The following is a 16964-nucleotide window of genomic DNA, read 5'->3' as shown; positions in this document are numbered from 1 at the left end:
GATGCGGTAGAGGAGCGTTCTGTAAGCCTGTGAAGGTGAGTTGAGAAGCTTGCTGGAGGTATCAGAAGTGCGAATGCTGACATGAGTAACGACAATGGGTGTGAAAAACACCCACGCCGAAAGACCAAGGTTTCCTGCGCAACGTTAATCGACGCAGGGTTAGTCGGTCCCTAAGGCGAGGCTGAAAAGCGTAGTCGATGGAAAACAGGTTAATATTCCTGTACTTCTGGTTATTGCGATGGAGGGACGGAGAAGGCTAGGCCAGCTTGGCGTTGGTTGTCCAAGTTTAAGGTGGTAGGCTGGAATCTTAGGTAAATCCGGGATTTCAAGGCCGAGAGCTGATGACGAGTGTTCTTTTAGAACACGAAGTGGTTGATGCCATGCTTCCAAGAAAAGCTTCTAAGCTTCAGGTAACCAGGAACCGTACCCCAAACCGACACAGGTGGTTGGGTAGAGAATACCAAGGCGCTTGAGAGAACTCGGGTGAAGGAACTAGGCAAAATGGCACCGTAACTTCGGGAGAAGGTGCGCCGGTGAGGGTGAAGCACTTGCTGCGTAAGCCCACGCCGGTCGAAGATACCAGGCCGCTGCGACTGTTTATTAAAAACACAGCACTCTGCAAACACGAAAGTGGACGTATAGGGTGTGACGCCTGCCCGGTGCCGGAAGGTTAATTGATGGGGTTAGCTAACGCGAAGCTCTTGATCGAAGCCCCGGTAAACGGCGGCCGTAACTATAACGGTCCTAAGGTAGCGAAATTCCTTGTCGGGTAAGTTCCGACCTGCACGAATGGCGTAACGATGGCGGCGCTGTCTCCACCCGAGACTCAGTGAAATTGAAATCGCTGTGAAGATGCAGTGTATCCGCGGCTAGACGGAAAGACCCCGTGAACCTTTACTATAGCTTTGCACTGGACTTTGAATTTGCTTGTGTAGGATAGGTGGGAGGCTTTGAAGCGTGGACGCCAGTTCGCGTGGAGCCATCCTTGAAATACCACCCTGGCAACTTTGAGGTTCTAACTCAGGTCCGTTATCCGGATCGAGGACAGTGTATGGTGGGTAGTTTGACTGGGGCGGTCTCCTCCTAAAGAGTAACGGAGGAGTACGAAGGTGCGCTCAGACCGGTCGGAAATCGGTCGTAGAGTATAAAGGCAAAAGCGCGCTTGACTGCGAGACAGACACGTCGAGCAGGTACGAAAGTAGGTCTTAGTGATCCGGTGGTTCTGTATGGAAGGGCCATCGCTCAACGGATAAAAGGTACTCCGGGGATAACAGGCTGATACCGCCCAAGAGTTCATATCGACGGCGGTGTTTGGCACCTCGATGTCGGCTCATCACATCCTGGGGCTGAAGCCGGTCCCAAGGGTATGGCTGTTCGCCATTTAAAGTGGTACGCGAGCTGGGTTTAGAACGTCGTGAGACAGTTCGGTCCCTATCTGCCGTGGACGTTTGAGATTTGAGAGGGGCTGCTCCTAGTACGAGAGGACCGGAGTGGACGAACCTCTGGTGTTCCGGTTGTCACGCCAGTGGCATTGCCGGGTAGCTATGTTCGGAATAGATAACCGCTGAAAGCATCTAAGCGGGAAACTAGCCTCAAGATGAGATCTCACTGGGACCTTGAGTCCCCTGAAGGGCCGTCGAAGACTACGACGTTGATAGGTTGGGTGTGTAAGCGCTGTGAGGCGTTGAGCTAACCAATACTAATTGCCCGTGAGGCTTGACCATATAACACCCAAGCAATTTGCGAACTCGAGAGAGGCCAGATTGCGGTGTGTGAAGACGAAAGAACCGAAAGTTCGAGATACTCACAAAACACCAGCTGTCACATACCCAATTTGCTGAAGCGAGGCCAACCGGCCACGACTCAGTACCCGAATTTCTTGACGACCATAGAGCGTTGGAACCACCTGATCCCATCCCGAACTCAGAAGTGAAACGATGCATCGCCGATGGTAGTGTGGGGTTTCCCCATGTGAGAGTAGGTCATCGTCAAGATTAAATTCCGAAACCCCTATCTGCGTATGCAGGTAGGGGTTTTGTTTTTGTCCGCAGGAAAATCTGTCACCCCGGGTTTCTATGCAAGGGCTCAGGGCGTGGCTATCATGCGGGCCTCATTGTGAGGCGAGACCTGCATGCTGACGTTGTTAGAGCTTCTTAAAGATGGCCGATTCCATTCGGGCGAGGCGCTGGGCGCTGCCCTGGGTATCAGTCGCAGTGCTGTGTGGAAGCAGCTTCAGCATCTTGAGGCTGAGCTGGGGTTGTCCATTCATAAGGTTCGAGGACGCGGCTATCAACTGGCTGCGCCGTTGACTCTGCTTGATCCCGTGGAGGTAGAGCGACTGGCTCCCTCTTGCAAATGGCCAGTTCTGGTCTTCGACTCTCTTGATTCCACCAATGCCGAAGCCTTGCGCGCCATCGAGCGGCACCAGGTTGCGCCTTTTGTTGTGCTTGCCGAGCGGCAGACTGCGGGCCGCGGGCGGCGAGGGCGAAAATGGGTCAGTCCATTCGCAGAGAATATCTATTACAGCCTGGTCTTGCGGATCGAGGGGGGCATGCGCCAGCTGGAGGGCTTGAGCCTTGTCGTGGGGCTCGCCGTCATGCAGGCCTTGCGCGAGCTCGGTATTCCCGGTGTGGGCTTGAAATGGCCCAACGATGTGCTGGTGGGGCAGAAGAAGATCGCCGGCATCCTGCTTGAGTTGGTGGGGGACCCTGCCGACGTCTGTCACGTGGTGCTGGGTGTCGGGATTAATGTGAACATGCAGATGACCGATGAAGTCGACCAGCAATGGACGTCCATGCGCCTGGAGTCGGGCAGGGCGTTTGATCGCAATCGCCTGGTCGCGCAGCTGGGGGAAATGCTGCAGAAGTACCTGGCTCGCCATCAGGCGGATGGCTTTTCGGCAATCCAGGCTGAGTGGGAGCAGCATCACCTGTGGCAGGGGCGTGCGGTGTCGTTGATTGCGGGTGCAAACCAAATAGATGGCGAAGTGCTGGGCATCGATGGTCAGGGTGCGCTGCGCTTGAAGGTGGGTGATGTGGAAAAAATCTTCAGTGGCGGTGAGCTAAGTCTGAGGTTGCGTCATGATTCTTGAGCTCGACTGCGGAAACAGTTTCATCAAGTGGCGCGTCCTCGAGGCGAATGCCCGTCAGGTCGTGGGAGAGGGTGTCGTCGATTCCGACCTGGCATTGCTTGAGGGTGTAAAAGAGATTCAAGGCCTTGCCCTGAAGTTCTGTCGCCTGGTGAGTGTCAGGACGGCCGAAGAAACCGGCGAATTGATTGCCCGGCTGAAGGCGACCTTCGACATTTCAGTGGTCTGTGCAGCCCCCACAGAGGCAATGGCCGGTGTTCGCAACGGCTATGAGGAATTCGAACGACTTGGCCTTGATCGCTGGCTGGCGCTGCTGGGAGGTTTTCATCTGGCGTCTGGCGCCTGCCTTGTACTTGATTTTGGTACGGCGGTGACTGCGGACTTTGTTTCCGGGAATGGAGAGCATCTCGGAGGGTTCATATGCCCTGGGATGCCATTGATGCGAAACCAGCTGCGCACCCACACCCGCAAGATTCGTTATGGAGATCTGGCGGCTGAGCGCGCCTTGGAGCGGCTTGTTCCAGGTCGTACAACGGTCGAGGCGGTTGAGCGCGGCTGCCTGCTGATGCTTCGGGGGTTCGTTCTGACGCAGCTGGAGATGGCGCGTGGTTATTGGGGGGAGAGTTTTACGGTATTCCTCACTGGTGGCGATGCGGCGCTGGTCAGCGAGATCGTGCCTGAGGCCCGGGTGGTTCCCGACCTGGTGTTCGTCGGCTTGGCGATGGCATGCCCTTTGTCCTGAGGTCTTTATGCGTTGGTTGTTTCTGCTGCTGCTCGTTCTCAATGTGTTCTATTACGTCTGGCATCAACAGGAGGCCCCCCTGCGAGCCAAGGATGTGACGCCCCTGAGCTTGTATCGCGGCTCCCAGCAGGACATTCGTCTCTTGAGCGAGGCGACGGACAAGGCCAAGGATAAAGGGCAGGTGGCGCAGGCAGAGGCGGAGTGCCTATATCTGGGTGGTTTTACTCGCCAGGAGGTCGAGCAAGCGCTTGAACGCAGGTTGACCGGCATGGGCGTGAAGTATCAGTCGCTGCCGCCCAGTGCCGCTGAACCCCCTGCGTACTGGGTCCGAGTGGCCCCTGAAAGCAAGCGCTGGCTGGATGACCTGCAGCTGATAAACCTTTCTAGAGAATTCAATGAGTTAAAACATAAAATAATGCTGTGTGGGGGGGTTGCACCCACCGAATAGTTTGCATAGAATGGCGCCCGCTCCACAGCGAAGACCTAAAGCGGTCAACGAGGTGAAGCGAGGTCAACGCAGATAAGCTCAGGATTTTAATGAGAAAAATGCTTGACAGAAGGCTGGCATGATGTAGAATGCCGGCTCGCTTAGGAGGGGTTCCCGAGCGGCCAAAGGGATCAGACTGTAAATCTGACGTCTACGACTTCGAAGGTTCGAATCCTTCCCCCTCCACCATTTTTAGCGAGAGCTGCAAGCCTCGCGGGTATAGTTTAGTGGTAGAACCTCAGCCTTCCAAGCTGATGATGCGGGTTCGATTCCCGCTACCCGCTCCACGTTTGCAGGTTTTGCACAGTGTTACGCTCTTGTAGCTCAGTTGGTAGAGCACACCCTTGGTAAGGGTGAGGTCAGCGGTTCAAATCCGCTCAAGAGCTCCATATAACAAGGCAGATATGAAAATATCTGCCTTTGTTTTAATGGCCTGGTTGTGTTTCGTTGTGCTTGAGGGCGGTTTGAGTCCCAGGTGCTGGTGGAGTGCAAAGGTCATTGAGTAAGTGTTGTAAAGTCTTTTTCGGGCCTGCATAATGGTCGGCCTGATTTTGTTTTAGGTCAGTAGCTCAATTGGCAGAGCGACGGTCTCCAAAACCGTAGGTTGGGGGTTCGATTCCCTCCTGACCTGCCAGATTCACTCGGTGTGTCTGGCTTTCTTTTCACAGGATCTTCATAGATGACTCCTAAAGCTGAAGCTCAAGGCTCGCGCTTAGATCTGCTCAAGTGGCTAGTAGTAGTCGCTTTGGTGGCTGTTGGCGTTGTTGGCAATCAGTATTACTCTGCTTCGCCAATCCTGTACCGCGTGCTCGCTTTGCTTGTGATCGCTGCTGTAGCTGCCTTTGTAGGCCTGCAGACGGTCAAGGGCAAGTCTTTCTTTGTACTGGTTAAGGAAGCGCGCACCGAGATTCGTAAAGTCGTATGGCCAACTCGCCAAGAAACCACGCAGACCACGTTGATCGTTGTGGCTGTTGTCCTGGTTATGGCGTTGCTGTTGTGGGGGCTTGATTCCCTGCTCGGCTGGCTTGTTTCCTTGATTGTCGGCTAAGGGTGTCCCGTGGCTAAGCGTTGGTACGTTGTGCATGCTTACTCCGGTTACGAGAAGCATGTTATGCGCTCGCTGATCGAGCGCGTGAAGCTGGCTGGCATGGAAGATGGCTTCGGCGAAATTCTGGTTCCCACTGAAGAAGTGGTTGAAATGCGTAATGGCCAGAAGCGCAAGAGCGAGCGTAAGTTCTTCCCTGGCTATGTGCTGGTCCAGATGGATATGAACGAGGGTACTTGGCACTTGGTCAAGGATACTCCTCGTGTGATGGGCTTCATCGGCGGTACTGCCGATAAGCCGGCACCGATCACGGATAAAGAGGCAGAAGCGATTCTGCGTCGCGTCGCCGATGGTAGCGACAAGCCTAAGCCGAAGACGTTGTTCGAGCCGGGCGAGTCGGTGCGCGTCAATGACGGTCCGTTTGCCGATTTCACCGGCACGGTCGAAGAGGTCAACTACGAAAAGAGCCGGATCCAGGTCGCGGTGCTCATTTTCGGACGCTCTACCCCGGTAGAGTTGGAGTTCAGTCAGGTCGAAAAGGTCTAACTGAACAAGCATCCCAACCCCGCAGCCTTAGGCTGTGGGGTTTTGTCGTCACTGGGATAAACGCGCAAGTAACCGGGGAGCCTTTCGAGGCGTTTGAACCCGTAATTGGAGTGCCTCATGGCCAAGAAGATTACCGCTTACATCAAGCTGCAAGTGAAGGCCGCTCAGGCTAACCCAAGCCCACCTGTTGGTCCTGCTCTGGGTCAGCACGGCGTGAACATCATGGAATTCTGCAAGGCTTTCAACGCCCGTACTCAGGGTCTTGAGCCAGGTCTGCCGACTCCAGTGATCATCACTGTCTACAGCGACCGTAGCTTCACGTTCGAAACCAAATCCACCCCTGCTTCGGTTCTGCTGAAGAAGGCGGCCGGTCTGACCAGCGGTTCCGCTCGTCCGAACACCGTTAAGGTTGGCACTGTAACCCGTGCTCAGCTGGAAGAAATCGCGAAAACCAAAAACGCGGATCTGACTGCAGCTGATATGGAAGCAGCCGTGCGTACTATCGCCGGTTCTGCTCGTAGCATGGGCCTTAACGTGGAGGGTGTGTAATGGCTAAGCTGACCAAGCGTCAAAAGGCTATCGCCGGCAAAATCGAAGCAGGCAAGGCCTACAACTTTGTAGACGCCGCTGCTCTGCTGGCTGAGCTGTCGACTGTCAAGTTCAGCGAGTCGTTCGACGTTGCTGTAAACCTGGGTGTTGACCCGCGTAAATCCGACCAGGTCGTTCGTAGCGCTACTGTGCTGCCACACGGCACTGGCAAGACCGTTCGCGTTGCTGTGTTCACCCAGGGTCCAGCTGCTGAAGCTGCTCTGGCTGCCGGCGCTGACCGTGTAGGCATGGACGACCTGGCTGCCGAAATGAAAGGCGGCGACCTGAACTATGACGTAGTGATCGCATCCCCGGATGCCATGCGCGTTGTAGGTCAACTGGGTCAGATCCTCGGTCCACGTGGTCTGATGCCTAACCCGAAAGTCGGCACCGTAACTCCAGACGTAGCTACCGCGGTTAAAAACGCCAAGGCTGGTCAGGTTCGTTATCGCACCGACAAAAACGGCATCATCCACACTTCCGTTGGCAAGATCGGCTTCGACGCCGTCAAGCTGAAGGAAAACGTTGAAGCCCTGATCGCTGATCTGAAGCGTATCAAGCCAGCTTCCTCGAAAGGCATCTACGTCAAGCGCGTTACCCTGAGCACCACTATGGGCCCAGGTCTGGTTATCGACCAGAGCTCGCTGGACGCGTAAGACACAGATTGGCGCGAGTGATCGCGCCAATTGAAAAATTGGGGTCCCTGCCTGGCGGGGGCTATCCAAGACCGTAGGCGACGCAAGTCTTAAACCACAAGCCTACGCAGATGGTGCTCCCGGTTCCTTACCGAATCAGACACCAAAACGACATCCGGTTTCGACCAGATGAAACGGTAACAAGCAGGAGTTAAACCCGTGGCAATTAAACTCGAAGACAAGAAGGCCATCGTCGCTGAAGTCAACGAGGCTGCCAAAGTCGCTCTGTCCGCTGTCGTGGCTGATGCCCGTGGCGTAACAGTAGGCGCGATGACCGGACTCCGTAAAGAGGCTCGTGAAGCTGGCGTTTACGTACGTGTTGTACGTAACACCCTGCTCAAGCGCGCTGTTGCTGACACTGAATTCAGTGTCCTCAACGACGTGTTCACTGGCCCTACCCTGATTGCCTTCTCCAAGGAACATCCAGGCGCTGCTGCCCGGATCTTCAAAGAGTTCGCAAAGGGTCAGGACAAGTTCGAGATCAAGGCAGCTGCGTTCGAGGGCAAGTTCCTCGCAGCTAACCAAATCGACGTACTGGCAACTCTGCCGACCCGTGACGAAGCAATTTCTCAGCTGATGAGCGTGATTCAAGGCGCTACCAGCAAATTGGCTCGTACTCTGGCGGCAATTCGCGACCAGAAAGAAGCTGCTGCAGCCTAAGGCTCGTCAACTTCTCGCGTTTTTTGTTTTTTTCGATGGTCGCGTAGGCCGTCCCCAATATCAGGAATTAGATTCATGTCTATCTCTCAGAACGATATCCTTGAAGCAGTTGGCAACATGTCCGTAATGGAAGTTGTTGAGCTGATCAAAGCTTTCGAAGAAAAATTCGGTGTTACCGCTGCTGCTGCATCGGCTGGTCCAGCTGCTGCTGCTGCCGTTGTTGAAGAGCAAACTGAATTCAACGTCATGCTGACCGAAGCTGGCGAGAAGAAAGTTAACGTGATCAAGGCAGTACGTGAACTGACCGGTCTGGGCCTGAAAGAAGCCAAGGCTGTAGTTGACGGCGCTCCTGCCATGGTTCTGGAAGCTGTTGCCAAAGACGCAGCTGACAAAGCCAAAGCAACTCTGGAAGAAGCAGGCGCTAAAGTCGAGCTGAAGTAAGCATCGACTTTGCGTCTCCAGCCCGAGCGTTAAGCGACAGGCTGATGGCTGGTGGCTCTTGCCACCGGCCTTTTTCCGTTATTGGCAGCCGACTGGGTCGGTGCCGGTGACGAGCTGTAACCACCCGATGCGGTGGCGCAAACCATGGGGTTTGCACGATTTTCTGGCTGCTCCCGTCGGGAGGGGCCAAACAAGCAGGTGACCAAGCTGGGGAACGCTGATGGCTTACTCATATACTGAGAAAAAACGTATCCGCAAGGACTTTAGCAAGTTGCCGGACGTCATGGATGTGCCGTACCTCCTGGCCATCCAGCTGGATTCGTATCGTGAATTCTTGCAAGCGGGAGCGACTAAAGATCAGTTCCGCGACGTGGGCCTGCATGCGGCCTTCAAATCCGTTTTCCCGATCATCAGCTACTCCGGCAATGCTGCGCTGGAGTACGTCGGTTATCGCCTGGGCGAACCGGCATTTGATGTCAAAGAATGCGTATTGCGCGGTGTAACTTACGCCGTACCTTTGCGGGTAAAAGTGCGCCTGATCATTTTCGACAAAGAATCGTCGAACAAAGCGATCAAGGACATCAAAGAGCAAGAAGTCTACATGGGTGAAATCCCCCTGATGACTGAGAACGGTACCTTCGTAATCAACGGTACCGAGCGTGTAATCGTTTCCCAGCTGCACCGTTCCCCTGGCGTGTTCTTCGACCACGACCGTGGCAAGACGCACAGCTCCGGTAAACTGCTGTACTCCGCGCGCATCATTCCTTACCGCGGTTCGTGGCTGGACTTCGAGTTCGACCCGAAAGACTGCGTGTTCGTGCGTATCGACCGTCGTCGCAAGCTGCCTGCATCGGTACTGCTGCGCGCGCTCGGCTATACCACTGAAGAAGTGCTGGACGCGTTCTACACCACCAACGTATTCCACGTTAAGGGCGAGACCCTCAGCCTGGAGCTGGTGCCTCAGCGCCTGCGCGGTGAAATCGCTGTCCTCGATATCCAGGACGACAAAGGCAAGGTTATTGTCGAGCAAGGTCGTCGTATCACTGCTCGCCACATCAACCAGCTGGAAAAAGCCGGGATCAAAGAGCTGGATGTGCCTATGGACTACGTCCTGGGTCGCACAACCGCCAAGGTCATCGTGCATCCGGCAACCGGCGAAATCCTGGCAGAGTGCAACACCGAGCTGAACACCGAGATCCTGGCGAAAATCGCCAAGGCCGGCGTTGTTCGCATCGAAACTCTGTACACCAACGATATCGACTGCGGTCCGTTCGTCTCCGACACGCTGAAGATCGACTCCACCAGCAACCAACTGGAAGCGCTGGTCGAGATCTATCGCATGATGCGTCCTGGCGAGCCGCCAACCAAAGACGCTGCCGAGACTCTGTTCAACAACCTGTTCTTCAGCCCTGAGCGCTACGACCTGTCTGCGGTCGGCCGGATGAAGTTCAACCGTCGTATCGGTCGTACCGAGATCGAAGGTTCGGGCGTGCTGTGCAAGGAAGACATCGTCGCGGTACTGAAGACCCTGGTCGACATCCGTAACGGTAAAGGCATCGTCGATGACATCGACCACCTGGGTAACCGTCGTGTTCGCTGCGTAGGCGAAATGGCCGAGAACCAGTTCCGCGTTGGCCTGGTACGTGTTGAGCGTGCGGTCAAAGAGCGTCTGTCGATGGCTGAAAGCGAAGGCCTGATGCCGCAAGACCTGATCAACGCCAAGCCAGTGGCAGCGGCGGTGAAAGAGTTCTTCGGTTCCAGCCAGCTGTCCCAGTTCATGGACCAGAACAACCCGCTGTCCGAGATCACCCACAAGCGTCGTGTTTCTGCACTCGGCCCTGGCGGTCTGACGCGTGAGCGTGCCGGCTTTGAAGTTCGTGACGTACACCCGACGCACTACGGTCGTGTTTGCCCGATCGAAACGCCGGAAGGTCCGAACATCGGTCTGATCAACTCCCTGGCCGCCTATGCGCGCACCAACCAGTACGGCTTCCTCGAGAGCCCGTACCGTGTGGTGAAAGACGCTCTGGTCACCGACGAGATCGTGTTCCTGTCCGCCATCGAAGAAGCCGATCACGTGATCGCCCAGGCTTCGGCCACGATGAACGACAAGAAAGTCCTGATCGACGAGCTGGTAGCTGTTCGTCACCTGAACGAGTTCACCGTCAAGGCGCCGGAAGACGTCACCTTGATGGACGTATCGCCCAAGCAGGTAGTTTCTGTTGCAGCGTCGCTGATCCCGTTCCTCGAGCACGACGACGCCAACCGTGCGTTGATGGGTTCGAACATGCAGCGTCAAGCTGTACCGACCCTGCGCGCTGACAAGCCGCTGGTAGGTACCGGCATGGAGCGTAACGTAGCCCGTGACTCCGGCGTTTGCGTCGTGGCTCGTCGTGGCGGCGTGATCGACTCCGTCGACGCCAGCCGTATCGTGGTACGTGTTGCCGATGACGAAGTTGAAACCGGTGAAGCCGGTGTCGACATCTACAACCTGACCAAGTACACCCGCTCCAACCAGAACACCTGCATCAACCAGCGTCCGCTGGTGCGTAAAGGTGATCGGGTTCAGCGTAGCGACATCATGGCCGACGGTCCGTCCACCGACATGGGTGAACTGGCACTGGGTCAGAACATGCGCATCGCCTTCATGGCATGGAACGGCTTCAACTTCGAAGACTCCATCTGCCTGTCCGAGCGCGTTGTTCAGGAAGACCGTTTCACCACGATCCACATCCAGGAACTGACCTGTGTGGCCCGTGACACCAAGCTTGGCCCAGAGGAAATCACTGCGGACATCCCGAACGTGGGTGAAGCTGCACTGAACAAGCTGGACGAAGCCGGTATCGTTTACGTAGGTGCTGAAGTTGGCGCAGGCGACATCCTGGTCGGTAAGGTCACTCCGAAAGGCGAGACCCAACTGACTCCGGAAGAAAAACTGCTGCGTGCGATCTTCGGTGAAAAAGCCAGCGACGTTAAAGACACCTCCCTGCGCGTACCTACCGGTACCAAAGGTACTGTCATCGACGTACAGGTCTTCACCCGCGACGGCGTTGAGCGTGATGCTCGTGCCCTGTCGATCGAGAAGTCCCAGCTGGACGAGATCCGCAAGGACCTCAACGAAGAGTTCCGTATCGTCGAAGGCGCTACTTTCGAACGTCTGCGTTCCGCTCTGGTCGGCCACAAAGCCGAAGGCGGCGCCGGCTTGAAGAAAGGCCAGGACATCACCGACGAAGTTCTCGACGGTCTTGAGCACGGCCAGTGGTTCAAACTGCGCATGGCTGAAGATGCTCTGAACGAGCAGCTCGAGAAGGCCCAGGCCTACATCGTTGATCGTCGCCGTCTGCTGGACGACAAGTTCGAAGACAAGAAGCGCAAACTGCAGCAGGGCGATGACCTGGCTCCAGGCGTGCTGAAAATCGTCAAGGTCTACCTGGCAATCCGTCGTCGCATCCAGCCGGGCGACAAGATGGCCGGTCGTCACGGTAACAAGGGTGTGGTCTCCGTGATCATGCCGGTTGAAGACATGCCGCACGATGCCAATGGCACCCCGGTCGACGTCGTCCTCAACCCGTTGGGCGTACCTTCGCGTATGAACGTCGGTCAGATCCTTGAAACCCACCTGGGCCTCGCGGCCAAAGGTCTGGGCGAGAAGATCAACCGCATGGTTGAAGAGCAGCGTAAAGTTGCCGAGCTGCGCAAGTTCCTGCACGAGATCTACAACGAGATCGGCGGTCGTCAGGAAAGCCTCGATGACTTCTCGGACCAGGAAATCCTGGACCTGGCTCAAAACCTGCGTGGCGGCGTTCCAATGGCCACTCCAGTGTTCGACGGCGCCAAGGAAAGCGAAATCAAGGCCATGCTGAAACTGGCAGACCTGCCAGAAAGCGGCCAGATGCAGCTGACCGACGGCCGTACCGGCAACAAGTTCGAGCGCCCGGTTACCGTTGGCTACATGTACATGCTGAAGCTGAACCACTTGGTAGACGACAAGATGCACGCGCGTTCTACCGGTTCGTACAGCCTGGTTACCCAGCAGCCGCTGGGTGGTAAGGCGCAGTTCGGTGGTCAGCGTTTCGGGGAGATGGAGGTCTGGGCACTGGAAGCATACGGTGCCGCTTACACTCTGCAAGAAATGCTCACAGTGAAGTCGGACGATGTGAACGGCCGTACCAAGATGTACAAGAACATCGTGGATGGCGATCACCGTATGGAGCCGGGCATGCCCGAGTCCTTCAACGTGTTGATCAAGGAAATTCGTTCCCTCGGCATCGATATCGATCTGGAAACCGAATAACACGTGACGCGAATCGAGAGCGGGGCAGCACTGCCCGCTCTCTGCTCCGCCAGGAGGAAAGGCCTTGAAAGACCTACTGAATTTGCTGAAAAACCAGGGTCAAGTCGAAGAGTTCGACGCCATCCGTATCGGATTGGCATCGCCTGAGATGATCCGTTCGTGGTCGTTCGGTGAAGTTAAAAAGCCGGAAACCATCAACTACCGTACGTTCAAACCCGAGCGTGACGGCCTGTTCTGCGCCAAGATCTTTGGCCCGGTAAAGGATTACGAGTGCCTGTGCGGTAAGTACAAGCGCTTGAAGCACCGTGGTGTGATCTGCGAGAAGTGCGGCGTTGAAGTCGCGCTGGCAAAAGTTCGTCGTGAGCGCATGGCGCACATCGAACTGGCCTCGCCAGTTGCCCACATCTGGTTCCTGAAATCGCTGCCGTCGCGTATCGGCTTGCTGATGGACATGACCCTGCGTGATATCGAACGCGTTCTCTACTTCGAGAGCTACGTCGTTATCGATCCAGGCATGACCACCCTTGAAAAAGGTCAGCTGCTCAACGACGAGCAGTACTTCGAAGCGCTGGAAGAGTTCGGCGACGATTTCGATGCCCGCATGGGTGCCGAAGCTGTCCGCGAACTGCTGCACGCTATCGACCTGGAACACGAGATTGGCCGTCTGCGTGAAGAAATTCCGCAAACCAACTCCGAAACCAAGATCAAGAAGCTGTCCAAGCGTCTGAAGTTGATGGAAGCCTTCCAGGGTTCCGGCAACCTGCCAGAGTGGATGGTGCTGACCGTTCTGCCGGTTCTGCCGCCAGACCTGCGTCCACTGGTCCCGCTGGATGGCGGTCGCTTCGCGACTTCCGACCTCAACGATCTGTATCGTCGAGTGATCAACCGTAACAACCGTTTGAAGCGCCTGCTGGATCTGTCCGCTCCGGACATCATCGTGCGCAACGAAAAGCGTATGTTGCAGGAAGCTGTCGATGCACTGCTCGACAACGGTCGTCGTGGCCGCGCTATCACCGGTTCCAACAAGCGTCCTCTGAAATCCCTGGCTGACATGATCAAGGGTAAGCAGGGTCGTTTCCGTCAGAACTTGCTCGGTAAGCGTGTTGACTACTCCGGTCGTTCGGTAATTACCGTAGGCCCGACCCTGCGTCTGCACCAGTGCGGTCTGCCGAAGAAGATGGCTCTCGAGCTGTTCAAGCCGTTCATTTTCGGCAAGCTGGAAATGCGTGGTCTGGCGACCACCATCAAGGCTGCCAAGAAGATGGTCGAGCGCGAACTGCCAGAGGTTTGGGACGTTCTCGCTGAAGTGATTCGCGAACACCCGGTTCTTCTCAACCGTGCACCGACCCTTCACCGTCTGGGTATCCAGGCGTTTGAACCGGTACTGATCGAAGGTAAGGCTATCCAGCTGCACCCGCTGGTCTGCGCCGCGTACAACGCCGACTTCGACGGCGACCAAATGGCCGTGCACGTACCGCTGACGCTGGAAGCCCAGCTCGAAGCGCGTGCGTTGATGATGTCGACCAACAACATTCTGTCGCCAGCCAACGGTGAGCCAATCATCGTTCCGTCGCAGGACGTTGTATTGGGTCTGTACTACATGACGCGTGAAGCGATCAACGCCAAGGGCGAAGGTCGTGTGTTCGCGGATCTGCAGGAAGTTGACCGTGTGTTCCGTGCCGGCGAAGCCGCACTGCACGCCAAGGTCAAAGTGCGGATCAACGAAACCGTCAACGACCGTGATGGCGGCAGCGTGACCAACACCCGTATCGTCGACACCACAGTCGGCCGTGCGCTGTTGTTCCAGGTTGTGCCAAAAGGTCTGTCGTACGACGTCGTCAACCTGCCGATGAAGAAAAAGGCGATCTCCAAGCTCATCAACCAGTGCTACCGCGTGGTTGGTCTGAAAGAGACCGTGATCTTCGCTGACCAGTTGATGTACACCGGTTTTGCCTATTCGACCATTTCCGGCGTTTCCATCGGCGTTAACGACTTCGTTATCCCGGATGAAAAAGCCCGCATCATCGGTGCTGCCACCGACGAAGTGAAAGAGATCGAAAGTCAGTACGCCTCCGGCCTGGTAACCCAGGGCGAGAAGTACAACAAAGTGATCGACCTTTGGTCCAAGGCGAACGACGAAGTTTCCAAGGCGATGATGGCCAACCTCTCGAAAGAGAAAGTCATCGACCGTCATGGCGTCGAAGTCGACCAGGAGTCCTTCAACTCGATGTACATGATGGCCGACTCGGGTGCGCGGGGTTCCGCAGCACAGATTCGTCAGCTGGCCGGTATGCGTGGCCTGATGGCCAAGCCGGACGGTTCCATCATCGAAACGCCGATTACTGCGAACTTCCGTGAAGGTTTGAGCGTACTCCAGTACTTCATCTCCACTCACGGTGCTCGTAAAGGTCTGGCGGATACCGCGTTGAAAACGGCGAACTCGGGTTACCTGACCCGTCGTCTGGTAGACGTGGCGCAAGACCTGGTTGTAACCGAGATCGATTGCGGCACCGAACACGGTCTGCTGATGACTCCGCACATTGAAGGCGGTGACGTAGTAGAGCCGTTGGGTGAGCGCGTATTGGGTCGTGTTATCGCCCGTGACGTATTCAAGCCAGGTACCGAGGACGTTATCGTTCCTGCCGGCACCCTGGTCGACGAGAAGTGGGTCGAGTTCATCGAACTCAACAGCATCGACGAAGTGATCGTACGTTCGCCGATCAGCTGCGAAACCCGTTTCGGTATCTGCGCCAAGTGCTACGGTCGCGACCTGGCTCGTGGTCACCAGGTGAACATCGGTGAAGCGGTCGGCGTTATCGCTGCCCAGTCCATCGGTGAGCCGGGTACCCAGCTGACGATGCGTACGTTCCACATCGGTGGTGCGGCAAGCCGGACCTCCGCAGCCGACAGCGTTCAGGTGAAGAATGGCGGTACCGTCCGTCTGCACAACCTGAAACACGTTGAGCGAGTGGATGGTCACCTGGTTGCTGTGTCCCGTTCCGGTGAGCTGGCTATCGCTGATGACTTCGGTCGTGAGCGCGAGCGTTACAAGCTGCCGTACGGCGCCGTGATTTCGGTTAAAGAAGGTGACAAGGTCGACGCTGGCGCAATCGTGGCCAAGTGGGATCCGCACACTCACCCGATCGTTACCGAAATGAAAGGTACCGTGACCTACGTGGGCATGGAAGAAGGCATCACGATCAAGCGTCAGACTGACGAATTGACCGGTATGACCAACATTGAAGTACTCGACGCCAAAGACCGTCCAGCTGCCGGTAAGGATATCCGTCCTGCTGTGAAGATGGTCGATGACAACGGCAAGGATCTGTTGCTGCCAGGCACTGACGTTATCGCTCAGTACTTCCTGCCAGCCAACGCCCTGGTCGGTGTGGCGGACGGTGCGAAGATCGCGATCGGTGATGTTATCGCTCGTATCCCGCAAGAAACTTCGAAGACCCGTGACATCACCGGTGGTCTGCCGCGTGTTGCCGACTTGTTCGAAGCTCGTCGTCCGAAAGAAGCGTCGATCCTGGCTGAAGTCAGCGGCACCATCGCGTTCGGTAAAGAGACCAAGGGCAAGCGCCGTCTGGTTATCACCCCGAACGACGGTAGCGATCCGTATGAAGAGCTGATTCCGAAGTGGCGTCACCTGAACGTGTTCGAAGGCGAACAGGTAAACCGCGGCGAAGTTATCTCCGACGGCCCGAGCGATCCACACGACATCCTGCGTCTGCTGGGTGTGAGTGCGCTGGCCAAGTACATCGTCAACGAGATCCAGGACGTTTACCGTCTGCAAGGCGTGAAGATCAACGACAAGCACATCGAGACCATCCTGCGTCAGATGCTGCGTAAAGTTGAAATCGCTGAATCCGGCGATTCCAGTTTCATCAAGGGCGACCAGATGGAATTGACTCACGTTCTGGTAGAGAACGAGCGTTTGAGCGGCGAAGACAAGTTTGTCTCCAAGTTCACTCGCGTTCTGCTGGGTATCACCAAGGCGTCGTTGTCCACCGAATCGTTCATCTCGGCGGCTTCCTTCCAGGAAACCACTCGCGTACTGACCGAAGCGGCGGTAACCGGCAAGCGCGATTACCTGCGCGGCCTGAAAGAAAACGTGGTCGTGGGTCGTCTGATCCCGGCTGGTACCGGTCTGGCTTATCACAGCGAGCGTAAGCGTCGCCGTGATGCAGACAAGCCGTTGCGCGTGAGCGCCAGTGAAGTGGAAGCTGCACTGACCGAAGCGCTGAACTCGAGCGGTAACTGAGTTCTGCGGTAAATGAGCTGAGGCCCTGGTCACTCCGTTCATCGAATCGAGACAATTTGTCGAGGTTTGATAGGCGGGGAGGTCGGGGCCTTGCCTTGACTGGGGACAAGATCC

At 56.2% G+C, this 16964-nt stretch carries 11 protein-coding genes, 4 tRNA genes and 2 rRNA genes (1 of these 17 only partly in view); all 17 read left to right on the top strand.

Annotated features, from left to right (window positions below; translation table 11 throughout):
- Nucleotides 1-1724 (top strand): 23S ribosomal RNA (locus tag DKB71_RS30280) (it extends 1170 nt beyond the left edge of the window).
- Between the two features lie 154 nt (nt 1725-1878).
- Nucleotides 1879-1994: ribosomal RNA gene (rrf, locus tag DKB71_RS30275) — 5S ribosomal RNA — on the top strand.
- Between the two features lie 137 nt (nt 1995-2131).
- Nucleotides 2132-3091 carry a bifunctional biotin--[acetyl-CoA-carboxylase] ligase/biotin operon repressor BirA gene (birA, locus tag DKB71_RS30270; RefSeq protein ID WP_408599135.1) on the top strand — a complete coding sequence of 320 codons (960 nt, stop codon included), beginning with the start codon at nt 2132-2134 and terminating at the stop codon, nt 3089-3091.
- A complete protein-coding gene (locus DKB71_RS30265) occupies nt 3081-3830 on the top strand; it encodes a pantothenate kinase (protein ID WP_408599134.1) in 750 nt (249 codons plus the stop codon). The genes birA and DKB71_RS30265 overlap by 11 nt, the downstream gene beginning before the upstream one ends.
- 7 nt (nt 3831-3837) lie before the next feature.
- Entirely contained in the window at nt 3838-4278 is a 441-nt protein-coding gene (locus DKB71_RS30260) for a hypothetical protein (RefSeq protein WP_274074387.1), read from the top strand.
- Nucleotides 4279-4421: 143 nt separating this feature from the next.
- Nucleotides 4422-4506: transfer RNA gene (locus DKB71_RS30255), tRNA-Tyr, on the top strand.
- Between the two features lie 24 nt (nt 4507-4530).
- A tRNA-Gly gene (locus DKB71_RS30250) sits at nt 4531-4604 on the top strand.
- A 26-nt stretch (nt 4605-4630) separates the two neighbouring features.
- Nucleotides 4631-4706: transfer RNA gene (locus tag DKB71_RS30245), tRNA-Thr, on the top strand.
- Nucleotides 4707-4875: 169 nt separating this feature from the next.
- Nucleotides 4876-4951 (top strand) — tRNA-Trp (locus tag DKB71_RS30240).
- 45 nt (nt 4952-4996) lie between these two features.
- A complete protein-coding gene (gene secE, locus DKB71_RS30235) occupies nt 4997-5365 on the top strand; it encodes a preprotein translocase subunit SecE (RefSeq protein ID WP_274074388.1) in 369 nt (122 codons plus the stop codon).
- 9 nt (nt 5366-5374) lie between these two features.
- Entirely contained in the window at nt 5375-5908 is a 534-nt protein-coding gene (nusG, locus tag DKB71_RS30230) for a transcription termination/antitermination protein NusG (protein ID WP_007933727.1), read from the top strand.
- A 117-nt stretch (nt 5909-6025) separates the two neighbouring features.
- Nucleotides 6026-6457 (top strand): 50S ribosomal protein L11, encoded by a 432-nt coding sequence (gene rplK / locus DKB71_RS30225; protein WP_007933726.1) that lies wholly within the window; start codon nt 6026-6028, stop codon nt 6455-6457.
- Nucleotides 6457-7152 carry a 50S ribosomal protein L1 gene (gene rplA, locus DKB71_RS30220; protein ID WP_003186095.1) on the top strand — a complete coding sequence of 232 codons (696 nt, stop codon included), beginning with the start codon at nt 6457-6459 and terminating at the stop codon, nt 7150-7152. The genes rplK and rplA overlap by 1 nt, the downstream gene beginning before the upstream one ends.
- Nucleotides 7153-7350: 198 nt before the next feature.
- Nucleotides 7351-7851, top strand: a complete 501-nt coding sequence (gene rplJ / locus DKB71_RS30215) for a 50S ribosomal protein L10 (protein ID WP_007970413.1) — start codon at nt 7351-7353, stop codon at nt 7849-7851.
- 75 nt (nt 7852-7926) lie between these two features.
- Entirely contained in the window at nt 7927-8292 is a 366-nt protein-coding gene (gene rplL, locus DKB71_RS30210) for a 50S ribosomal protein L7/L12 (RefSeq protein ID WP_034148078.1), read from the top strand.
- 220 nt (nt 8293-8512) lie between these two features.
- Nucleotides 8513-12586: a DNA-directed RNA polymerase subunit beta gene (gene rpoB / locus DKB71_RS30205; RefSeq protein ID WP_408599133.1), complete on the top strand. Its 4074-nt coding sequence runs from the start codon at nt 8513-8515 to the stop codon at nt 12584-12586.
- 64 nt (nt 12587-12650) lie between these two features.
- Nucleotides 12651-16850 (top strand): DNA-directed RNA polymerase subunit beta', encoded by a 4200-nt coding sequence (rpoC, locus tag DKB71_RS30200; RefSeq protein ID WP_008065703.1) that lies wholly within the window; start codon nt 12651-12653, stop codon nt 16848-16850.
- Nucleotides 16851-16964: the final 114 nt, after the last annotated feature.

The organism is Pseudomonas sp. PLMAX, from assembly GCF_046042685.1.
In the GTDB taxonomy this organism is placed as follows: domain Bacteria; phylum Pseudomonadota; class Gammaproteobacteria; order Pseudomonadales; family Pseudomonadaceae; genus Aquipseudomonas; species Aquipseudomonas putida_AE.
The sequence above is the reverse complement of the archived record's forward strand: the minus strand, read 5'-3'. Positions and strand labels throughout refer to the sequence as shown.